Here is a 19079-nt window from a genome sequence, read left to right as displayed (position 1 = left end):
CGCTTGGTCAGACGCCGCTAAAGCCCTCGACTTCGCGCTTAGGTTTGTCACCACGATCAATGCCGAGCAGCAATACGACTGCGGATGCGACAAAGACAGACGAATAGGTTCCGACAACAACACCGAAAATCAAACCAAAGCTCATCCCGCGCAGGACTGGGCCGCCAAACACGAAAATCGAAATCAGCGCCAGAAGCGTCGTACCAGATGTCAGAAGGGTTCGGGACATGGTCGCATTAATCGCGAGGTCCACAACTTTCGATAATTCCAGCTTCTTATACTTACGGGCCTCTTCACGCACCCGGTCGAACACGATCACAGTATCGTTCATTGAGTAACCAACAATCGTGAGAAGCGCCGCAATGGTTGCGAGGTTAAACTCAAACCCGGTCAGTGCGAACATACCCATGGTCAGGATCACATCGTGGAAGAGGGCTGCCACAGCGCCGAGTGCATACTGCCATTGGAAGCGAATCGAGATGTAGATCATCATCAGCAGCAAGGCGACGCCAAGCGCTGTGACACCAGCGCGGAATAGCTCCCCGGATACCTTTGGGCCAACTGCGGCGCTTGAGCGAATAACCACGTCTGGATAGGCCTCTTCCAAGGCTGCGCGCACACGGTTGTTGGCGTTCTGTTGAGCAGCTTCAACATCTTCGCCTTCACGCGGTTCTTGGGTTTTGAAGCGGATGACTTCGAGGTTTACCGCATCAGCGCCCGTGCTGCGGGCACTGTTAATGATGATTTCCCCAAGGCCGAGCGGTTCAATAATCGCGCGGACATCGTCCGTGCTGACGCCTTCAGGTTCTTCAATTTCGATAACGGAGCCACCCGCGAAATCGATCCCGAGGTTGAGACCGCGCGTGCCGAGCATGGCAGCAGAGGCGGCAAGGGCACATACTGAAATGATCAGTGCGATAAAGCGCACCTTCATGAAAGAGACTTTGGTTTCTTCAGGCCAGAGACGGAGTAACATTGGGTCTGGTCCTTTTCTACATCGCCAAGCGCTTAGGGCGCATTGTGCGGAGGTACATGACTGTGAACCAGCGGGTCACAACGAAAGCGGTAAAGACCGAAGTTAGAATACCGATGGCGAGGGTCACCGCGAAGCCTTTTACCGGGCCAGCGCCAACCAGATATAGAATAGAGGCGGCGATAAAGGTCGTGACGTTGGCATCGAGAATAGCTGAGAAGGCCCGTTCATAGCCAGCCTGAATGGCGGTTGCCGGGGAACGGCCTGAGCGTTGCTCCTCGCGGATACGTTCAAACACGATCACGTTCGCATCCACGGCCATACCAATGGTCAGAATAATTCCGGCAATGCCGGGCAGGGTCAATGTGGCTCCAAAGCCAGACAGGGCACCAACAATCAGGATGATGTTTGCAATGAGTGAACCGACAGCAAACCCACCGATCAAGCCATAGGCGAGCATCATGAAGATGCCGACGAGGATGATCCCGATCATGCTGGCGCGAGACCCTGCAGCAATAGATTCCTGACCCAGGCCCGGACCGACAGTACGTTCCTCGATGAATTGCGGTTTAGCTGCAAGCTCACCGGCAGCGATGATCGCGGAGAGATCGTCGGCTTCTTCAATCGTGAAGTCACCCGTAATGATGACGTTTCCGCCTGGGATCGGATCATTAATGCGCGGCGCTGACATGGATTCGCCATCCAGAACGATCGCAAACAGTTCACCGCGGCGGCTGGCCGTCAGATTGTAGAACTTCTTGGCAGCCGAGCTGTTGAGACGGAAACAGACCGAAGGGGTGTTATCATCCGGGTCCGGGCAGCGGTTGGCCGAGGCAATATCCTTGCCCTCAATTTCCGGAATGTTGTTAATGAGAAGAGGGAAACCTTCCCGCGATGGGATCAGTTGCCAGCCTGGACGTGCACGGCCTGTTTCTTGAGCAATACGCACAGCAGAACCACTCGTGTCAGCCATGTTGAAGGTCAGGCGACCATCGCGGCTCAAAAGGTCTTTGATGCGCTTGGGATCAGATTCACCAGGGGCTTCAAGAATGATGCGATCATCGCCTTGGGGTGTGATCTGAATTTCAGCGACACCATTCGGGTCGATCCGGTTGCGGATTGTTGTCATCATATCATTACGCGCTTTGCGGGTAAGCTCACTGCGTGAAGCATCAGTGACCGCAATGATAACAGTATTGTTGGCCCCTTCAGAGATGTTGAAGGTCTTGGTTTGTGTCGTTCCGATATTCGGATTAACGCGGCGCAGACGCTTCAGCGCATCTTCCATCTGCTCTTCTGCGGTCCAGTCAAAGCGTTGCTGAGCGTCTTCCTGCGGGTCACGCAGCTGATAGATCATACGGCTGTCGCTAATCACAGGCTCACTGTCGCGCAGGATGATTTCCTGATTGTTGGTTTGACGCCAAGCGTCGCGGACATCGCCTTTGAAGCTTTCAAACTGGTTGCCAACGACTTCTGCCGGGTCGATTTCCATCAACAGGTAAACCCCGCCCTGCAAGTCGAGGCCGAGACTGAGTTTATTCTTGGGTAAGAAGCCCGGCCACCATGATGCATCAGCTTCAGCAAGCTGCTGTTCATAGGCCGCAATCGCCTGCGGATCGGTCGCGCCCGTATCGCGAGGCTCAATGCCCAGGAACCCGTCTGAGAACAGGTTTGGTAGAGCCAGCAGCGCGCCCCAAAGCAAGGTGATTGATATGATGGCGACTTTCCAAGCGGGAAAATTCAGCATGGCAGCGCGGCTCCGTCAGGTTTTGTTTTTACTTGGTCGTGTCATTCGCAGCTGCTGGCGCGCCTTTAGGGCGAACATCGGCGAGCATACCCTTCAGGGCTTTCACGCGAACACCTTCAGCAACCTCCACAGTTACTTCGTCATCGGTGACTTTCGTAACTTTGCCGATCAGGCCACCTGCGGTGACGACTTCATCATTCTTTTTGACCGCATTGATCATTTCACGGTGCTTCTTCTGGCGCTGGTTCGCTGGACGGATCAGCAGGAAGTAGAAGACAACACCGATGAAAATAAGCGGTAGAATGTTTACCAAAAGACCGCCAGTGCTATCGGCTGCCTGAGCGAGGGCGGCAGGTGCCATAATGGCAGAAGCGGCAATAAGGGCGATAAGCTTGCGCATGAACGAATCCCGTTTCGATCTTTAAAAATATCGCGCCCTTCTATCGGCGCGGCTCACTGGTGGCAATCGTCCTGCTGTTTAGGGCAGGGCAAGAATGAACATGCTAGGGGACATAGGATGCCCTTTCGCACGGTTCAAACCTTTTATTGGCCTCAGAGGTCGGTGAGACATACAATTGTGAGCAATTAATCACTTGAAAGGTTTTTCGTATGATGTTATCAAGCGCTCACTTTGGAGATTGAGACTATGACACCAGCCGTCGAAAAACGCCCTCGCGCTCGTAATGCCCGCCCAAAAATTGAGCGGGCCGCCCTGAAACTATTCGTCAGCGAAGGCGTTGATGCGGCCACAACGCGTGAGATTGCCGATGAGGCAGGGGTGTCTGAAGGCGCGCTCTACCGGCACTATAAGGGCAAAGACGAGTTGGCACTGGCGCTGTTTATGGAGACCCATAATCGCCTTGGTGAAATGTTGCAGCAGGCTTTCTTTGAGCCTGGCAGTATTGAAGAGAAGGTCCGCCGGGCTGTGACCTCCTATTGCAAACTCGCCGATGAGGACTGGTTGCTTTTCAGTTTCCATCTGGTCTCTCTCAATCGTTTTCTACCGCATGATACCCGCCGGGATGATGACCCGGTCACCGTATTGGAGCGTCTGGTTCAGATGCTGATGGATAATGGCGATGTTCCGAAAGGGGACCCAGCCATTATAGCTTCGATGTGTCTGGGCGTTGTCATGCAATCGGGTCAGAACAAAATCTATAATCGCCTGCCGGGGCCGTTCAGTCAGCACATCGAGGCCTTTACCCGCGCGATTATGGCCATCCTGCATCAGAGATAGGAGCATTTGAAATGAACAAGCTCAGAGGCTTCCTGTTTACAGGAGTGTACTACCTGCTGTCGGCAATCTACGTGATCGTATCACTGCCATTTCTCATCTTGCCGTGGCGCGGACCGGTGACCTTGATCATTCGCAGCTATACCCGCGCGATCAATCTTGCGCTGTGGCTGATTTGTGGTGTGCGCAAAGAGGTTCGTGGACGTGAACATATGCCCGAAGGGGCGTTCATCATTGCCGCCAAACATGCCAGTTGGGGGGATGGGTTTATGGTCTATCCGGAGGTCAGAAACCTCGCCTTCGTAACCGGGGACCATCTTGAGCGGTTTCCGCTGGTCGGCGGTATTCTGCGCAAGCTGGGCGCGATTGTCATTGATACGTGTGGTGGTGGCCATCGCAAAGCCGCAAGCCTTGCTGAAGGTATGGCGAGGGCCAAAGAGGGTGGCCGACGCGTTCTGATCTATCCTGAAGGGCACTTGGCACCGGTAGGGTATCATTTCCGCTACAAGCCGGGTGTCTGGCATATGCAGGAAGCAATGGATGTCCCAATCGTTCCCGTAGCCACAAACCTGAACTGTTTCTGGCAACAGGAAGAGATTGAGAAAACGCCCGGTAAGGCTGTGATTGAGTTCCTTGAGCCTATCCCGGCAGGGTTGCCGAAGGCAGAGGCTATGGCGCGTTTGACAGAGGTCATCGAGGCTCGCTCAGCTGAACTGATCGCCGAGGCTACGGGTGAAGCGGTTGTCCCCACCAAGCTGCTGCCTGATCCAAAAAAGGGGACAATCGGACATCCGGATGAGAGCAGAGCGGAAGTGGCCTAGCTCTGCTTTTCGCGACCACGGGCGGTGACGGCTTTACGCGCTTCTTCAACACTTTCAGCGGTGACTGAGGCCGCATGTTGAGCAGAGCGTTTCACTTCCATGCGTGAGCCTTCGCCAAACGTCATGGCAAAGCCTTCATCGATGACAGCTTTATAATTGCGCAGCAGAACCGGATCGCAGCTTGCCATTTCATGCGCCATTTTTACAGCCGCAGGAACCAGCTCATCTGCAGCATAGACGCGGTTTACCAGCCCCCAGCGCTCTGCGGTTTCGGCATCAAGGAAATTCCCGGTGAAGGAAAGTTCCTTGGCACGGCTGATGCCGATGAGGCGAGACAGTTTCTGGCTCAGCCCCCAGCCGGGCATGATTCCGACACGGGCATGCGTGTCTGCGAATTTTGCATTCTCAGACGCGATCAGAACATCACACATGAGAGCAAGCTCGAAGCCGCCAGTGATCGCAAAGCCATTGATGGCCCCGATAATTGGCCATGGGAAAGCCGCGAGCCCTTTTGCAAGATCAATGTCCCCGCCATCTGCGCCCAAGGCGAAGCCCGTCTGCCCGGCTTCTTTGAGATCAACACCGGCCGTGAACGCGCGGCCAGCCCCCGTCAGGACAGCGACGCGTACGGTGTCATCCTTGGCGAGTTCAGCGAACACACGAACGATTTCTGCGCGCAGAGCTCGGCTCAGCGCATTCAGGGCATCCGGACGGTTCAGTGTGACAATGGCAACAGGGCCATCATGCTCAACCAGGACAATAGGGGCTTCAGACATCGGGTTCGCTCCGCTTGGGCTTGAGTTTTCGCCACAGTGCCCGCGCCATCAGGATCAGTGCAAGCCCTGCCGCAGCGGCGACCAGTGCGAATTTCAAAGGGGTCAGGACTGTCTTCGCAGCGAGGAAATCGATTGTTCCGGAGAGGGCCAGCGCCTGAATTGTGTTCTCACACAGGTCGATGAAGGCTCCTGCGAAACTCGGTAGGCCATAGATCAACTTTGGAGCACCAAACCGAAAGGCGAGGCCAGCAAATAAGCTTCCATAGGCGAGGGGATAGGCAGTATCGTTGAGCACGGTGCCCCAGAAATGGGCCTGTTTGGTTTCAGCGCTCATCGCGGCAAGGCGGGTTTGAGCTTCCGAGCCTGTCATCAGCATATCGAGCAGCGGATCACCAGCCGCAGCGCGAACGGCTTCAAAGCTGATCATGATGGCAAGCGTCAGAACAAACAGGATGATTAGAACAGGGGGGCGAGAAAGGAACTGGATCATGATTATTGTGCTCCGGTTTGGGCTGGGCCGCCATTACCACCCGCTTCGCCATTCAGGCGTTCTGGGGTGATGCCTTGAGTGACGATTAGCGCCTCCAAGGCGTCTGCAGCGGACCTCAAGAGCACCTCATCAGTCCCCCGCGCGACAAGGGCAACGCCATGATCCTGAACGGTGCGGAACCATGGGTAAGAACCAAGGCTGAGGGTTTCAAACTCAGCGGCGAGTTTGGCCAGCCCCTCAGCAAGGTCACCTTCGCGGAGATTAGCGCCGCGCACCGTAACGCTCTGAACCACTTTGCCGGTTTTTAGCCTATGCCCGATATCGCCCAGCATGCCTTCAACAATCTTGGGCACGCCCGCGAGGGTGAAGACATTGCCCGTCTGGAACCCGGGGGCACCGGAAACCGGGTTAGCGATCAGGTTTGCCCCATCCGGGACGCGCGCCATACGGCGGCGGGCCGGCGTGAACTCTGTATCGACAGCGGCATAACGTTCCGACAGGATGGCCAGCGCTTCTGGATGCTCATCGATCGAAACATCAAAAGCCGCAGCAATGGCATCGGCGGTAATGTCATCATGAGTTGGGCCAATGCCGCCCGTCGTGAAAACGTAGGTATAGGCCGCGCGCAGGTCGTTTACAGCTTTGACGATGTCAGCCTGCTCATCGCTAACGATACGAACTTCTTTGATCGGGATACCGTAAGGTGCGAGGAAACGTGCAATCGTCTGAACGTTGATATCGCGAGTTCGCCCGGAGAGAAGCTCATCACCAATCAGGCAAATGGCGGCGGTTGGTTGATCAGTCATGATTTTTGATAGGCCTGATGCTTATTGATTTCAATCAACAAGCACCGCCCACGCCCCCTTCCCAGCCACCCCAAGGGTAGCCTCTGCGGGCGGTTGGGAAGGGGGTGTGGGCGAGGTCATCACCTAAAGCACACGTCCAGCGACAGCGTCGAGTTTCGCCAGAACTGCCGGATCGCGGGCTTCGGGCGCTGTGATCAAGGCATAGTCGAGACACGTCTCTGTTCCGAGTGGCGAGGTCGTCCGGGGAATGCCCTGCAAGTTGTCAGCGAGGGTTTGGATCGCGGTTTTGGCTTTGCTCGTATTGGCCGCCATGACCTCCAGAACATTGGCGACGGTGACGCCTTCTTCTTCCTCACGCCAGCAATCATAGTCTGTCACCATCGCGATCGTTGCGTAAGGAAGCTCGGCTTCACGTGCGAGCTTGGCTTCGGGCGCATTGGTCATGCCGATGACATCGCAGCCCCACTGGCGATAGAGATGGCTTTCAGCACGTGAGGAGAATTGCGGGCCTTCCATGGTGAGGTAAGTTCCGCCACGATGGACTGTTGCTCCCGCAGCAAGCGCAGCGTCCCCGGCCAGTTGCGAGAGGCGAGGGCAGATCGGGTCCGCCATAGAGACATGCGCAACCATGCCGGGACCAAAGAAAGTCTTCTCACGCGCGAACGTGCGATCAATCAGTTGGTCAATCATCACGAAATCGCCGGGCGCATAGGCCTCTTTCAGTGAGCCACAGGCAGAGATGGAGAGAATATCGGTACAGCCCAGCCGCTTGAGGGCATCAATATTGGCGCGATAGGGGACGGTTGTGGGGGTCAGGCGGTGGCCTTTGCCATGCCGGGGCAGGAAGATCAGCTCAACCTCGCCAATCTGTCCCTTCATCAGGGTGTCGGATGGTGTGCCCCAAGGCGTTTCAACCGTAAGGCTTTCGGCGTTCTCAAGCCCATCAATCTCGTAGAGGCCAGAGCCACCGATTACCCCGATTGTCCACTTGCTCATTTTGTCCACTCCAGAATCGAAAACCCCGCCCTTGGAACAGTCCAGAGCGGGGTCGTCAATTCACGTGGCTGTTAAGCGGCTAGTGCTTAACGTTCCGCCAGATGCGCTTGTAAGAGAACCACAACAGAACTGCGAGCAGAAGCAGGTAGATCATGGTTGGCAGGCCTAGCGTCTTGCGCTGGGACTGCTTTGGATCACCGGCCCAGTGCAGGAATTGGGCAACGTCATAGGCCATCTGTTGAACAGTGGCTTCTGTACCATCCATGTACTCGACACGGCCATCTGTGAGCTGTGGTGCCATGGCAAGGAAGCCACCATAAGGCACGTGGCGTGGATCACCTTCCCACTGAGCCGTTGAGTCACCAGCCATGTAGGGATTGTAGTACTGACCAATTGGCTGGATCAGAGTGCCGTGCGTGTCACCTTTATCAAACTTGATATAGTTGACGCGCTGACCATCCTCACCTTCGCGAGTCTTGATCGTATCTGGATCAGGATAGCCTTTCAGCAGGGAATAAACATAGCTTGCGCCATCGCCATCATTGCCTTTGCCGCGGGCTTTGGTGATCACAGAAAGATCCGGTGGATAAGCACCGCCATTCGCGGCGCGGCCCAGCTGCTCATTGGCATATGGATAGCGGAATGGATCAGACGGACGGGCTGGGCGGTAGACCGGGTCGCCATTCTCATCCGGGTTTGGGTCAAGGATTTCATCCTCAGCCGCAAATGCTTTGACAAGTGGGTTGTCATTCGCATTTGGGTATTTGGGGTCGTAGAATGGGCCACCTTTCTCACCGAGGTTCCGGTAAGATAGAAGCTTCATGCCATGACAAGCGGCGCAAACCTCGCGGTAGACCTGATAACCACGGGCCACACTGTCCATTTCAAGCTCGCCAAGAGGGCCAGCAAATGCCCAGCCGCCTTCAGGGGCTTTCGCTTTTTTGCTGCCGCCAGCGGCGTGCGCAGACAGGACCAAGGACGCCGCGCCAAGACCAACAATGAGTGTACGTAGGAGTTTCATATCTCTCTGTGTCCTCTATTCGGCCGCAATTGGCGTTGGTTCAGACCGAGCGTGCGGTGTGTCCAGAATGGACTGGTGAATAGACTCTGGCTCATTCTTTGGCTTCTCACGCAGACCCAGGATTGGCAGGATCAGCAGGAAGTAGGCAAAGTAGTAAGCGGTCAAAATCTGACCGAGATGCAGGAAGGTGAACGCACCTGCTTTTTCGATCGCAAGTGAGGCTGTACCACCTGCTGTGACTTGCTCACCACGGAAAGCTGCAGCTTCTTCATAACCGTCAAAGACAGCTGAGCCTTCAATGCCTGCGCTATCAGTATAGGTCACGATCAGCTTGTCAGAGCCAAATGAGACGATTGGGTTGTCCGGGTTTGTCGCGCCGCACCAGCCAAGTAGAAGGCAGGCCACGACAAAGCCAAAGAAGAACTGCTTTGCCACAGGGCGATAGCGCATGGACTTGACCTTGGACGTGTCGAGCCATGGCAGAATGAACAGCACAGCGATCGCACCGAACATAAAGATCACGCCCAGAAGCTTCGCGTCAATCGGGCCGATATCAAAGGTAATTGCCCGCAGGATCGCGTAGAATGGCAACAAGTACCACTCCGGCACAATGTGCGCAGGGGTCACCAATGGATTGGCTTCGATATAGTTATCGGCATGGCCAAGCACGTTCGGGAAATAGAACACGAAAGCCGCAAAGATCAGTAGGAAGATAACAATCGCGAACCCGTCTTTGACCGTGTAATACGGGTGGAATGGCACAGTGTCTTTCTCAACGTCTTTGACCTCAACCCCGGTTGGGTTGTTATTGCCAGGGACGTGGAGCGCCCAGATGTGCAGGATAACAACACCCGCAATCATGAAGGGCAGCAGATAGTGCAGCGAGAAGAAGCGTTGCAGAGTCTGGTTTCCGACAGACGGTCCGCCCATCAACCATGACTGGATGCTCTCACCAACCAGTGGGATTGCACCAAACAGGCCGATAATCACGTTCGCACCGTGCAAAGACATCTGACCCCATGGCAGCATGTAGCCAAGGAAAGCCGTCGCCATCATCAGAAGGAAGATGATACAGCCAAGGATCCACAAGACTTCGCGCGGTGCCTTGTACGAGCCGTAATAGAGGCCACGGAACATGTGGACATACACAGCCAAGAAGAACATGGACGCACCGACCATGTGAATATTCCGGATCAGCCAGCCATAAGGCACATCGCGCATGATCCGCTCAACCGAGGCAAATGCCTCGCCAACGGTGGCAGTATAGTGCATGGCCAGAACCACACCGGTAATGATCTGAATGGCGAGACAGATCGCCAGAATGCCGCCGAATGTGTACCAGTAGTTGAGGTTCTTCGGGGTTGGGAAATCAACAAAGCTGTCATGCGCCAACCGAACAATCGGAAGGCGGCTATCCAGCCACTTCGTGAAGCCAGTCTGCGGCTTATAGGTGGACTCGTGTCCGCTCATGGATCTCTTGTCCTTCCTTTAGAGTGAAATCTTCACGACCGTATCGGTCACGTATTCATAATCAGGAACCGGCAGGTTGGTTGGCGCCGGGCCTTTGCGGATACGACCAGAGGTGTCGTAGTGTGAGCCATGGCAAGGGCAGTACCAGCCACCATAATCACCCAGAGCACCGCCACCTGGGCCAACGGGAACACAACCAAGGTGTGTACAACTGCCCGAGGTCACGATGATGGCCGGGTTCAGTTCGCCACTTGGAAGCGGGCGAAGACGATCGGCATCGCTTTCCGGATCAGGCAGCTTATCCAGGCTGACATTTACTGCTGCGGCGATTTCTTCCGGGGTCCGATTGCGCAGAAAGAAAGGTTTACCACCGATCAGAACGCGGATTTCACCGCCAACCGGGATTTTCGAAATATCAATTTCGAGGCTGGAAGCGGCCTTTGTATCACCGGCTGCATTCATCTGATCGACAAAGACATATCCGACAAGGCCTGCACCAACAACTGTAGTGGTTACGGCAGCAACATGAATGAAGTCACGACGCTCTTCGTCAATGGCTTCGGGGTGTGTCGTTTGGGAATCGCTCACGAATTAAGGTCCTTCGACATTAGGGTTTGCACCCAGATACACAGTTTGGAGGCACTGATCATTGCGGCGCAGCGACGCAATGCCTCCCCATTCCAAACCGCCGCCTAGCGCGGGTTGCGCGGTATTTCAACTGCGGAGCTTACGTATTGGCAGAAGTGATGACGCCTTGCCGCAGGGGCGGAGTCGGGTGAAACAGGCATAAATCATGGAGACTAAGGCATGCCGCGCCCTGAAGTTACGCTGAAAATTGCCACAAGTATGGATGGCCGAATTGCCCTTTCCAATGGGGTTAGCCAGTGGATTACCGGAAGTGAGTCGCGGGCCCGCGTACATAAAATGCGAGCTGAGCACGATGCCGTCCTGGTCGGTGTTGGCACAGTCATGGCTGATGACCCTTTGTTGACGGCCCGCACGGTTCCCCCGCCAGAGCGCCAGCCCGTTCGGGTGATTGCCGATAGTCATGCCCGAACCCCTGTTACAGGCCGGCTGCTTCAGTCGGTCAGTGTCGGCCCGGTGATCATTGCGGCAGCCCAGCCCGATGGTGGGCGGGTTCAAGCGCTTGAAGACAGGGGGGCGAAAGTCTGGCGCTGCGGCGATACAGATGGTCAGGTGTCACCGACCCGTTTGCTAGATCATTGCGCGGTTGCAAATCTGCAAAGCATCTTTCTTGAAGGCGGTGGAAAGCTGGCGGCGAGCTTCATTATGGCGGGGCTGGTTGACCGGATTGAATGGTTCCGGGCACCGATTCTGATCGGCGGGGATGGATTACCTGCCGTCGCGGCTTTGGGCCTGACAGAGATGAAAGCTGCGCCGCGTTGGCACACTGCCGCCACGGAACGGATTGGGGATGACGTTCTGGAGACTTATGTAAGGGCCTAAAGCTCAAGAGGAGGGCGGATATGTTTACAGGTCTCGTCACTGACGTTGGCACTATTCGGAAGGCTGAAGACCGCAATGGCCTGCGCCGATTTGAAGTCGAGTCCTCGTTTGAGCCTGACAGCATAGAGATGGGCGCATCGATTATGCATGCCGGGGTCTGCCTGACCGTTGTCGACTTTGGCGCGCGTGAAGACGGTAGCTGGTTTGCTGTTGAAGCTGTTCCGGAAACGCTTGATGTCACCGTTCTGGGCGAATGGAGCGTCGGCAGTAAGGTCAACCTGGAGCAGAGCCTTAAGCTGGGTCAGGAGCTCGGTGGGCACTTTGTATTTGGACATGTTGATGGCGTTGGCGAAGTGGTTTCGGTGGAACCAGAGGGGCAAAGCTGGCGTTTGACGATTCGCCCGCCCGCCGAGATTGCAAAATACTTCGCCAAAAAAGGATCAGCGGCTGTAAACGGTGTCTCGCTCACTGTGGCGGATGCTTTGCCGAATGGAGATTTCCAATTGGCGATTATTCCGCATACATGGGAAGTGACGACGCTGGCTCAATTGCAGCCCGGTAGCCGCGTAAACCTTGAGATTGATATGCTGGCACGTTACGTCGCCCGCATGATCGGCGTTGATGCGCCTAAGCCCCATGATGCCGAAGGGTCCAAAAATGGCTGAAGATTTTTCCAGCGCCATCTCGTCGATTGATGAGATCATCGAGGATGCTCGTAACGGCAAGATGTATATTCTCGTCGATGCCGAAGATCGCGAGAATGAAGGTGATCTGATTATCCCGGCGAATTTTGCGACACCGGAGGCGGTCAACTTCATGGCGAAGTATGGCCGTGGCCTGATCTGCCTGGCGATGACGGATGAACGGGCGCGGTCTCTAAAGCTGGACATGATGGCGCGTGAAAACCGCGAGAGCATGGGGACGGCCTTCACAGTATCAATCGAGGCGGCTGAAGGGGTAACGACCGGAATTTCAGCCCATGACCGCAGTCATACGGTTATGGTGGCAATCGACCCAACCAAGGATGAGAACGATATTGTCTCACCGGGGCATGTCTTCCCGCTGGTGGCGCGCGATGGCGGGACTTTGGTGCGTGCCGGGCATACTGAAGCGGCCGTGGATATTTCCCGCATGGCCGGGCTTTATCCGGCTGGTGTCATTTGTGAGATCATGAACGATGATGGCTCGATGGCCCGCTTGCCAGAGCTTGTGACCTTTGCCCAATTCCACAATCTGAAAATTGGTACGATTGCTGATCTGATTGAGTGGCGGCGCAAGCATGACCGCTATCTGGAGCGCCGGGTCGAGGCACCTTTGGAGAGCGCATACGGAAACGGCTTCAGAACAGTAATCTATCGTAATGCGCTGGATGGTTCGGAGCATATCGCGATCGTCCATGGTGAGATCAAACCAGACAGCACAACAATTGTCCGCGTGCACCGCACTGACGTCTTGGCCGATATTCTCGGCGAGAAAGGCCCTCGCGAAGGCCTTGTTGAGAAAGCGATGAAGATTATTGCCGAAGCAGATGAGCCGGGCGTTGTGGTTTTCGTCAATACGATGCGACCCAATGCGCTGGCCGAGCGTCTGGGGCTGAAAACGCCTGAACCTGCCGATGGACATACGCCGATCCGGGAATATGGCGTTGGCGCTCAGATCCTGCGTGAGCTTGGTGTGCGGAAAATGATTTACTTGTCCGACACAGAACCGACCCGTGTGGCTGGTCTGGATGGATATGACCTGACCATTGAAGGGTGGCAGCCCCTTACGACAAAGAAAGACTAGACCATGGCGCTACACCGTATCCTGATCGTCAATTCTCCTTACTACCAGCACATCTCTGAAGAGCTTGAAGCAGGCGTTCGCGATACGCTGGCAGAGTCTGAAGACGAGATCGAGATTGAAACCATTATGGTGCCCGGTGCATTTGAGGTACCCGGTGCGATTGCTATGGCTGCCGATAGCGGGCGCTGGGATGGCTACATTGCTCTTGGCTGTGTAATCCGCGGTGAAACCAGCCATTATGATTATGTCTGTGGTGAGAGTGCGCGTGGCCTGATGCGTCTTGCAACAGAGCGCCGTCTGGCGATTGGTTATGGTATCCTGACGGTCGAGAATGAAGCGCAGGCCCTGGCGCGCGCGCGCCGCAGCGAGAAAAATAAGGGTCGTGACGCGGCGCTTGCGTGTCTCGAGATGCTGAAGCTGCGCAAGAAGTTCGTCCGCTAAAGGTGGTTTTTGACACCTGCGACAGCTAAACGGCATGGCTTTTTAGATGCGCCGATGGCATGGACGCGCGATGACTGAACAGAAGCTTCCTTTCGATATTATCCGTGCGCGTCGCGCCGGTGCCCGCCTGGCTGCCGTACAGGCACTCTATCAGATGGAGCAGACCGGGCAGAGCGGTAAAGCGGCGATCCGTGACCTGATGGATGATCGTTTGGGTATGGGCGCGGATGAAATTCCGATTGAGGAAGCCGATCCAGACTTGTTCAAGTCGATCGTCAACGCAACCATTGAGCATCAAACGACGGTTGATAAGGCAATCCTGTCGCGCCTCTCAAAGGGCTGGAAGTTGTCCCGGCTCGACAGCACAACGCGGTCGATCTTGCGGGCGGCGGTTGCTGAACTGGTCGCGCATCAGGAATTATCGCGGCGTATCCTGCTGGATGAGTATGTTTCACTTGCGCACGATTTCTTCGACAAGACTGAGGCGAATTTCGTCAATGCCGTCCTCGATAATGTCTCGAAAGATTTGCGGCCTGAGGAAGCCTAGGCCAAGATAATCTGATGCATGAAACGACATGGATCAGGCGCTATATTTCTCCACTTGTGGATGCTCCTGGCGCTGATGGGCTGCGCGATGATGTTGCGACCTTGCACACGTCGGGCACGATTATCGCAACCATGGATACAATCGTTGAGGGGGTGCATTTTCTCCCTGACGATCCGTTGCGGACGGTTGGCCAGAAAGCCATCCGCGTGAATGTCTCTGATATTTATGCCAAGGGCGCGCGCCCGCTTGAGGCGCTGTTATCGATTGCCTGGCCGCGGGATTGGGATGAGCAACGCTTCGCGGCTTTCATCGAAGGCCTCGGTGAAGATCTGAAACGCTATGATGTGTCTTTGGTTGGCGGGGATATGGTTGGTACGACCGGGCCTTTGACGGTGACTATCACCATGACTGGGAAATGTTTAGCTGAGCGCCCAATCAAGCGTGGTGGCGGGCGTGCTGGCGAAGCATTGTATCTGTGTGGTGAGATTGGCTGGGGCTATTTGGGCTTACAGGCCACGCAGCGTGGTGAGGAAAACGACGTCGCTTACCGCTATCGCGTTCCTGCTATTAGCCCGCTGAACTCTGCCAAAATCGTCGCAAGTCATGCCTCAGCGAGTATGGATATTTCTGATGGTCTGTTGATCGACGTGAATCGTCTGGCAGAAGCGAGTGACTGCGGTGCCGAACTATTTCTGGACCGTGTACCCCTGGCAGAGCCAACAAGTGATTTGGAAGCAATCCTGGCTCAATGCGCAGGCGGTGATGATTACCGCATCCTGATCAGCGCGCCAAAAGGTCTGGCGCTGAAAAATTTTAGCGAGATTGGTATTTTGACGGATAGGCCGAGTTTGAACCTCACTTATAAGGGCGCACGCGTTAACGTGCCATCAACCCTTGGCTTTGAGCATTAAGGCTTCTGGTAGAGTGCTGATTCGCCTTTGACGCGATATTTCTTGCAGACTCACGGTCTGTGTAGCAGTCATGGGGCACATAAAAAATAAGCGTGGGGCCGAAGGCCCTGAAAAGCAATATAATGTAAGGGAGAAGGGGAAATATGACCCTCTGGTTTTGGATAGCCTTAGTCGCGGCGGTTGGCGCGATTTTCTATGGCTGGCTGCAGTCGAGCAGCATCATGAAGGCAAGTGCCGGTAACGACCGCATGCAGGAAATCGCTGCAGCCATTCAGGAAGGCGCGAATGCCTATCTGAAGCGCCAGTATACAACAATTGCCTATGTTGGCGTGGGGGTCACAATCCTACTCGTCATCCTGTTCCGTAACTGGGAAGTGCCGCTCGGCTTCGTGCTGGGCGCGGTTTTGTCCGGTGCAGCCGGCTTTATCGGGATGAAAGTTTCGGTGCAGGCAAACGTACGTACAACTCATGCGGCAAGCGAAAGCCTGCAGGGCGGCCTTTCAATGGCGTTCAAGTCTGGTGCGGTGACAGGTCTGCTTGTGGTTGGCCTCGCTCTGCTTGGGGTTGTTGCTTATTACGGCCTGCTGGTTGGCGTTGTTGGCTATGAAGTGAAAAGCCGTGCTGTTGTTGATGGCCTTGTGGCACTCGGCTTCGGCGCTTCTCTGATCTCGATCTTCGCGCGTCTCGGCGGCGGTATCTTCACCAAGGGTGCTGACGTTGGCGGCGACATGGTTGGTAAGGTTGAAGCTGGTATTCCAGAGGATGACCCACGTAACGCTGCAACGATTGCGGACAATGTTGGTGACAATGTTGGTGACTGTGCCGGTATGGCCGCTGACCTGTTCGAAACCTATGCGGTGACAATTGTGGCGACCATGGTTCTGACCGCGATCTATTTTGGCGGACAGGCCTATCTTGGTGCGCTCATGCTATTCCCGCTGGCGATCTGCGCGGTGTGTATCATTGCCTCGATCATCGGCACATGGTTTGTGAAGCTCGGTAAAGGCTCCACCAATATTATGGGGGCTTTATATAAAGGCCTGATCGTGACAGGGCTTCTGACCATTGTTGGTCTGGCCGTTGCGGTTCAGTACGCTCTACCAAGTGGCTTCGGTGAACTGGCAGGTGCTGGCGCAGCTCTTGGCCTGACAACGGCAGATGGTTCGAGCGCCGCAAGCGTGACCGGTATGGATCTGTTCCTATGTGGTCTTGTTGGTCTTGCAGTCACCGCTCTGATCGTTGTGATCACCGAGTACTATACAGGAACCGGCTATCGTCCGGTGAAGTCTGTGGCCAAGGCCTCTGAGTCTGGTCATGGTACAAATGTGATCCAGGGGCTGGCGGTATCGCTTGAATCCACAGCGCTTCCGGCTCTGACAATTATTGCCGGGATCATCCTGACCTTTAACCTCGCCGGTCTGTTCGGGATCGCGATTGCAACCACAACCATGCTGGCTCTGGCCGGTATGATTGTGGCGCTCGACGCGTTTGGTCCTGTGACCGACAATGCTGGCGGTATTGCTGAAATGGCCGAACTGGACAGTTCTGTGCGCGACACAACAGATGCCCTGGATGCGGTTGGAAACACGACAAAAGCGGTGACCAAGGGCTATGCGATTGGCTCAGCTGGTCTTGGAGCTCTGGTGCTGTTTGCTGCCTATAATGAAGACCTGAAATACTTTGCGGCAAATGCCGTAGAAGGCAGCTTCTTCTATGGCATTGGCGCAGTGAACTTCTCGATCGCTAACCCGTACGTGGTTGTTGGCCTGTTGTTCGGTGGCCTGTTGCCATTCCTGTTTGGCGGTATGTCGATGATGGCCGTGGGCCGCGCGGCGCAAGCCGTTGTGGAAGAGGTGCGTAGCCAGTTCAAGAATGATCCAGGCATCATGGAGGGCACATCCAAGCCAAACTATGGTAAGGCTGTGGATATTCTGACATCTGCCGCGATCAAGGAAATGATTGTGCCATCACTGCTGCCAGTGCTGTCACCGATTGTTCTCTTTGTTGCGATCTGGCTGATTGCAGGGCCATCTGCGGCGCTCGCTGCGGTTGGCGCGATGTTGCTTGGTGTGATTGTCACCGGTCTCTTCGTGGCGATTTCCATGACATCAGGCGGTGGTGCTTGGGATAATGCGAAAAAGTATATCGAAGATGGCAATCATGGCGGAAAGGGCTCTGAGGCCCACAAAGCTGCTGTAACCGGTGATACTGTTGGTGACCCGTACAAGGATACGTCTGGCCCTGCGGTGAACCCGATGATCAAGATCACGAATATCGTGGCGCTCTTGATGCTGGCTGTTCTGGCTGGTGGCCACTAGGTGCACATCTCAATATTTAAATTTGGAAAAGCCCCGGAGTGATCCGGGGCTTTTTTTGTTTCTGGCTATTCGTCAAAGAACTCGTCTCGAAGGAATAGTTTTGGTCCTTGGAAAGGTGACAAACCCTGGTCCTGGCGCAGATCTTTCGGCGTGATTGAGCCAAAATTCTCGCTGATTTCGTTGAGGTAAAAGGAGGCGGAGTGTTCGCCATTATCGCGTTCAATCCGGTCACGAATGACTTGTGTGTCTAAGCTTGAGAATTCCAGACAAGCGTCGACTGGGCAGTCATAAGCCGGGTTACTTTTGTAAGTCCCGAAGATGCCCGTTCCCATGATTATTGTTGCTTCCGTGTTTTGAAGCGGAGCAGTGGGATTTGTGGACAGGGCCAGAATTGTAATTCTTTTATCGCGTGTGCCGGGGATAATCACGACAGGTTCTTTGTCATAAGTTCGGTCCAAGACCGTATCGCCTTCCACCGTAAACCGATAATCTAGCCTTGGCTTTTCAAAGTGGTAACCGCGCACGAATCTATTCTTTTGGATGTCATAGAGGCCCCATGTCATGGAGTCGGCTTGCCAGCGAATATCGTGCTCTTTGTCACCCAGAAGCTGAGTGATGAACATTAGGCCCAGCATGTATTTCGTGCGATTGGCAGCATCCTCGCCCGTATACTCAATCTTTTGCATACGTTGCGCTATTGCGCGCTCGAACGATCCTTCTTGAGAGGTCGAGAAACGTTGCTTCACGAAGTCTATGATTCCCGAAAGATTAGCTTTTTCTCGATTGGAGGCGGTTGCCAAAAATGTTTCCCGGCCATTCTGGAAATGTGCGACGATATCAATATAGGTGAGCATACGCGCGCGCCCGAAAGCGATATGGGCATTGTCACAGGGAAAGGACTCAACAGCTACGGCAACCTCTTCCCTGATTGGTTTGGTCGTTTGCTCCCATACGGTGAAATAGGTTTGGGAATCATTGCCATTTGCAACGCTTTCGGCGATAGGCGGCAACATATGAGCCGCTTCAATCATGGCATCTACGAGCAAAGCTCGCTCGACGAAGGGCATTTGATGGCATTTGTCATCCACCATCTCGGCCACGGTCAGTGCTTTATAATGGTTTATGGCTTCCAGAGTGACGAGGTCGTTTTCAGCATGCACAGAGACGTTAATGGCCGCAGACGCAGCAGCACAAGCCAGCATGCTTTTCCAATACTTCATGTCGCACCCATTCAATAACCTCCTTGAGACTATCACGTGGTTCGCAAAAGTAATGA

Annotated in this window: 20 protein-coding genes; 9 read left to right on the top strand and 11 right to left on the bottom strand. The window is 54.9% G+C overall.

Annotation, left to right across the window (positions count from 1 at the left end; all coding sequences use genetic code 11):
- Window positions 1-7 precede the first annotated feature (7 nt).
- The 3 genes from secF to yajC are packed head-to-tail and all read right to left on the bottom strand — an operon-like array spanning window position 8 to window position 3120.
- The gene (gene secF, locus RYZ27_RS08545; RefSeq protein WP_406679072.1) at window positions 8-976 is read right to left on the bottom strand and encodes a protein translocase subunit SecF; all 969 of its coding nucleotides are present in this window, start codon (window positions 974-976) and stop codon (window positions 8-10) included.
- 16 nt (window positions 977-992) lie between these two features.
- Entirely contained in the window at window positions 993-2720 is a 1728-nt protein-coding gene (secD, locus tag RYZ27_RS08540) for a protein translocase subunit SecD (protein ID WP_406679071.1), read from the bottom strand.
- Window positions 2721-2748: 28 nt separating this feature from the next.
- Complete coding sequence (gene yajC / locus RYZ27_RS08535; protein WP_406679070.1) at window positions 2749-3120, bottom strand: preprotein translocase subunit YajC; 372 nt, start codon at window positions 3118-3120, stop codon at window positions 2749-2751.
- A 246-nt stretch (window positions 3121-3366) separates the two neighbouring features.
- Here yajC and RYZ27_RS08530 point away from each other — a divergent pair, with 246 nt between their 5' ends.
- A complete protein-coding gene (locus RYZ27_RS08530) occupies window positions 3367-3957 on the top strand; it encodes a TetR/AcrR family transcriptional regulator (RefSeq protein ID WP_406679069.1) in 591 nt (196 codons plus the stop codon).
- An 11-nt stretch (window positions 3958-3968) separates the two neighbouring features.
- Window positions 3969-4775 carry a lysophospholipid acyltransferase family protein gene (locus RYZ27_RS08525; protein WP_406679068.1) on the top strand — a complete coding sequence of 269 codons (807 nt, stop codon included), beginning with the start codon at window positions 3969-3971 and terminating at the stop codon, window positions 4773-4775.
- On the opposite strand, the gene RYZ27_RS08520 is transcribed toward RYZ27_RS08525, so the two are convergent.
- The 7 genes from RYZ27_RS08520 to petA form a co-directional block, all read right to left on the bottom strand.
- Window positions 4772-5551 (bottom strand): enoyl-CoA hydratase, encoded by a 780-nt coding sequence (locus tag RYZ27_RS08520; protein ID WP_406679067.1) that lies wholly within the window; start codon window positions 5549-5551, stop codon window positions 4772-4774. The genes RYZ27_RS08525 and RYZ27_RS08520 overlap by 4 nt on opposite strands.
- Window positions 5544-6041 carry a hypothetical protein gene (locus tag RYZ27_RS08515; RefSeq protein WP_406679066.1) on the bottom strand — a complete coding sequence of 166 codons (498 nt, stop codon included), beginning with the start codon at window positions 6039-6041 and terminating at the stop codon, window positions 5544-5546. The genes RYZ27_RS08520 and RYZ27_RS08515 overlap by 8 nt, the downstream gene beginning before the upstream one ends.
- 2 nt (window positions 6042-6043) lie before the next feature.
- Window positions 6044-6847, bottom strand: a complete 804-nt coding sequence (locus RYZ27_RS08510; protein WP_406679065.1) for a competence/damage-inducible protein A — start codon at window positions 6845-6847, stop codon at window positions 6044-6046.
- Between the two features lie 123 nt (window positions 6848-6970).
- Window positions 6971-7843: an S-methyl-5'-thioadenosine phosphorylase gene (locus tag RYZ27_RS08505; RefSeq protein WP_406679064.1), complete on the bottom strand. Its 873-nt coding sequence runs from the start codon at window positions 7841-7843 to the stop codon at window positions 6971-6973.
- Window positions 7844-7922: 79 nt separating this feature from the next.
- Entirely contained in the window at window positions 7923-8864 is a 942-nt protein-coding gene (locus tag RYZ27_RS08500; protein ID WP_406679063.1) for a cytochrome c1, read from the bottom strand.
- Between the two features lie 15 nt (window positions 8865-8879).
- A complete protein-coding gene (locus RYZ27_RS08495; RefSeq protein WP_406679062.1) occupies window positions 8880-10334 on the bottom strand; it encodes a cytochrome bc complex cytochrome b subunit in 1455 nt (484 codons plus the stop codon).
- 18 nt (window positions 10335-10352) lie between these two features.
- Entirely contained in the window at window positions 10353-10922 is a 570-nt protein-coding gene (gene petA, locus RYZ27_RS08490; RefSeq protein WP_406679061.1) for a ubiquinol-cytochrome c reductase iron-sulfur subunit, read from the bottom strand.
- Window positions 10923-11141: 219 nt separating this feature from the next.
- Between petA and RYZ27_RS08485 the strand changes: the two genes are divergently transcribed.
- The 7 genes from RYZ27_RS08485 to RYZ27_RS08455 all read left to right on the top strand — a co-directional run bounded on the left by RYZ27_RS08485 (window position 11142) and on the right by RYZ27_RS08455 (window position 17803).
- Entirely contained in the window at window positions 11142-11801 is a 660-nt protein-coding gene (locus RYZ27_RS08485) for a RibD family protein (protein ID WP_406679060.1), read from the top strand.
- A 20-nt stretch (window positions 11802-11821) separates the two neighbouring features.
- On the top strand, window positions 11822-12466 hold the full coding sequence (locus tag RYZ27_RS08480) for a riboflavin synthase (RefSeq protein WP_406679059.1): 645 nt from the start codon (window positions 11822-11824) through the stop codon (window positions 12464-12466).
- Complete coding sequence (ribB, locus tag RYZ27_RS08475; RefSeq protein ID WP_406679058.1) at window positions 12459-13586, top strand: 3,4-dihydroxy-2-butanone-4-phosphate synthase; 1128 nt, start codon at window positions 12459-12461, stop codon at window positions 13584-13586. The genes RYZ27_RS08480 and ribB overlap by 8 nt, the downstream gene beginning before the upstream one ends.
- Before the next feature lie 3 nt (window positions 13587-13589).
- Window positions 13590-14027 carry a 6,7-dimethyl-8-ribityllumazine synthase gene (gene ribH, locus RYZ27_RS08470; protein WP_406679057.1) on the top strand — a complete coding sequence of 146 codons (438 nt, stop codon included), beginning with the start codon at window positions 13590-13592 and terminating at the stop codon, window positions 14025-14027.
- A 70-nt stretch (window positions 14028-14097) separates the two neighbouring features.
- Window positions 14098-14574: a transcription antitermination factor NusB gene (gene nusB / locus RYZ27_RS08465; protein WP_406679056.1), complete on the top strand. Its 477-nt coding sequence runs from the start codon at window positions 14098-14100 to the stop codon at window positions 14572-14574.
- A gap of 14 nt (window positions 14575-14588) precedes the next feature.
- Window positions 14589-15485, top strand: a complete 897-nt coding sequence (gene thiL, locus RYZ27_RS08460) for a thiamine-phosphate kinase (RefSeq protein WP_406679055.1) — start codon at window positions 14589-14591, stop codon at window positions 15483-15485.
- Between the two features lie 143 nt (window positions 15486-15628).
- Entirely contained in the window at window positions 15629-17803 is a 2175-nt protein-coding gene (locus RYZ27_RS08455; RefSeq protein ID WP_406679054.1) for a sodium-translocating pyrophosphatase, read from the top strand.
- A 65-nt stretch (window positions 17804-17868) separates the two neighbouring features.
- Here RYZ27_RS08455 and RYZ27_RS08450 read toward each other — a convergent pair whose 3' ends face one another.
- Window positions 17869-19023 carry a hypothetical protein gene (locus RYZ27_RS08450; RefSeq protein WP_406679053.1) on the bottom strand — a complete coding sequence of 385 codons (1155 nt, stop codon included), beginning with the start codon at window positions 19021-19023 and terminating at the stop codon, window positions 17869-17871.
- Between the last annotated feature and the right edge of the window lie 56 nt (window positions 19024-19079).

This window comes from Hyphomonas sp. FCG-A18 (assembly GCF_045287255.1).
Classification (GTDB): domain Bacteria; phylum Pseudomonadota; class Alphaproteobacteria; order Caulobacterales; family Hyphomonadaceae; genus Henriciella.
This window is presented reverse-complemented; position numbering and strand designations above follow the sequence as displayed.

Excerpts from the sequence above, each read along its gene's own strand:
- secF (WP_406679072.1), bottom strand. The coding sequence starts at position 976 with ATGTTACTCCGTCTCTGGCCTGAAGAAACCAAAGTCTCTTTCATGAAG.
- secD (WP_406679071.1), bottom strand. The coding sequence starts at position 2,720 with ATGCTGAATTTTCCCGCTTGGAAAGTCGCCATCATATCAATCACCTTG.
- yajC (WP_406679070.1), bottom strand. The coding sequence starts at position 3,120 with ATGCGCAAGCTTATCGCCCTTATTGCCGCTTCTGCCATTATGGCACCT.
- RYZ27_RS08530 (WP_406679069.1), top strand. The coding sequence starts at position 3,367 with ATGACACCAGCCGTCGAAAAACGCCCTCGCGCTCGTAATGCCCGCCCA.
- RYZ27_RS08525 (WP_406679068.1), top strand. The coding sequence starts at position 3,969 with ATGAACAAGCTCAGAGGCTTCCTGTTTACAGGAGTGTACTACCTGCTG.
- RYZ27_RS08520 (WP_406679067.1), bottom strand. The coding sequence starts at position 5,551 with ATGTCTGAAGCCCCTATTGTCCTGGTTGAGCATGATGGCCCTGTTGCC.
- RYZ27_RS08515 (WP_406679066.1), bottom strand. The coding sequence starts at position 6,041 with ATGATCCAGTTCCTTTCTCGCCCCCCTGTTCTAATCATCCTGTTTGTT.
- RYZ27_RS08510 (WP_406679065.1), bottom strand. The coding sequence starts at position 6,847 with ATGACTGATCAACCAACCGCCGCCATTTGCCTGATTGGTGATGAGCTT.
- RYZ27_RS08505 (WP_406679064.1), bottom strand. The coding sequence starts at position 7,843 with ATGAGCAAGTGGACAATCGGGGTAATCGGTGGCTCTGGCCTCTACGAG.
- RYZ27_RS08500 (WP_406679063.1), bottom strand. The coding sequence starts at position 8,864 with ATGAAACTCCTACGTACACTCATTGTTGGTCTTGGCGCGGCGTCCTTG.
- RYZ27_RS08495 (WP_406679062.1), bottom strand. The coding sequence starts at position 10,334 with ATGAGCGGACACGAGTCCACCTATAAGCCGCAGACTGGCTTCACGAAG.
- RYZ27_RS08485 (WP_406679060.1), top strand. The coding sequence starts at position 11,142 with ATGCCGCGCCCTGAAGTTACGCTGAAAATTGCCACAAGTATGGATGGC.
- RYZ27_RS08480 (WP_406679059.1), top strand. The coding sequence starts at position 11,822 with ATGTTTACAGGTCTCGTCACTGACGTTGGCACTATTCGGAAGGCTGAA.
- ribB (WP_406679058.1), top strand. The coding sequence starts at position 12,459 with ATGGCTGAAGATTTTTCCAGCGCCATCTCGTCGATTGATGAGATCATC.
- ribH (WP_406679057.1), top strand. The coding sequence starts at position 13,590 with ATGGCGCTACACCGTATCCTGATCGTCAATTCTCCTTACTACCAGCAC.
- nusB (WP_406679056.1), top strand. The coding sequence starts at position 14,098 with ATGACTGAACAGAAGCTTCCTTTCGATATTATCCGTGCGCGTCGCGCC.
- thiL (WP_406679055.1), top strand. The coding sequence starts at position 14,589 with ATGCATGAAACGACATGGATCAGGCGCTATATTTCTCCACTTGTGGAT.
- RYZ27_RS08455 (WP_406679054.1), top strand. The coding sequence starts at position 15,629 with ATGACCCTCTGGTTTTGGATAGCCTTAGTCGCGGCGGTTGGCGCGATT.
- RYZ27_RS08450 (WP_406679053.1), bottom strand. The coding sequence starts at position 19,023 with ATGAAGTATTGGAAAAGCATGCTGGCTTGTGCTGCTGCGTCTGCGGCC.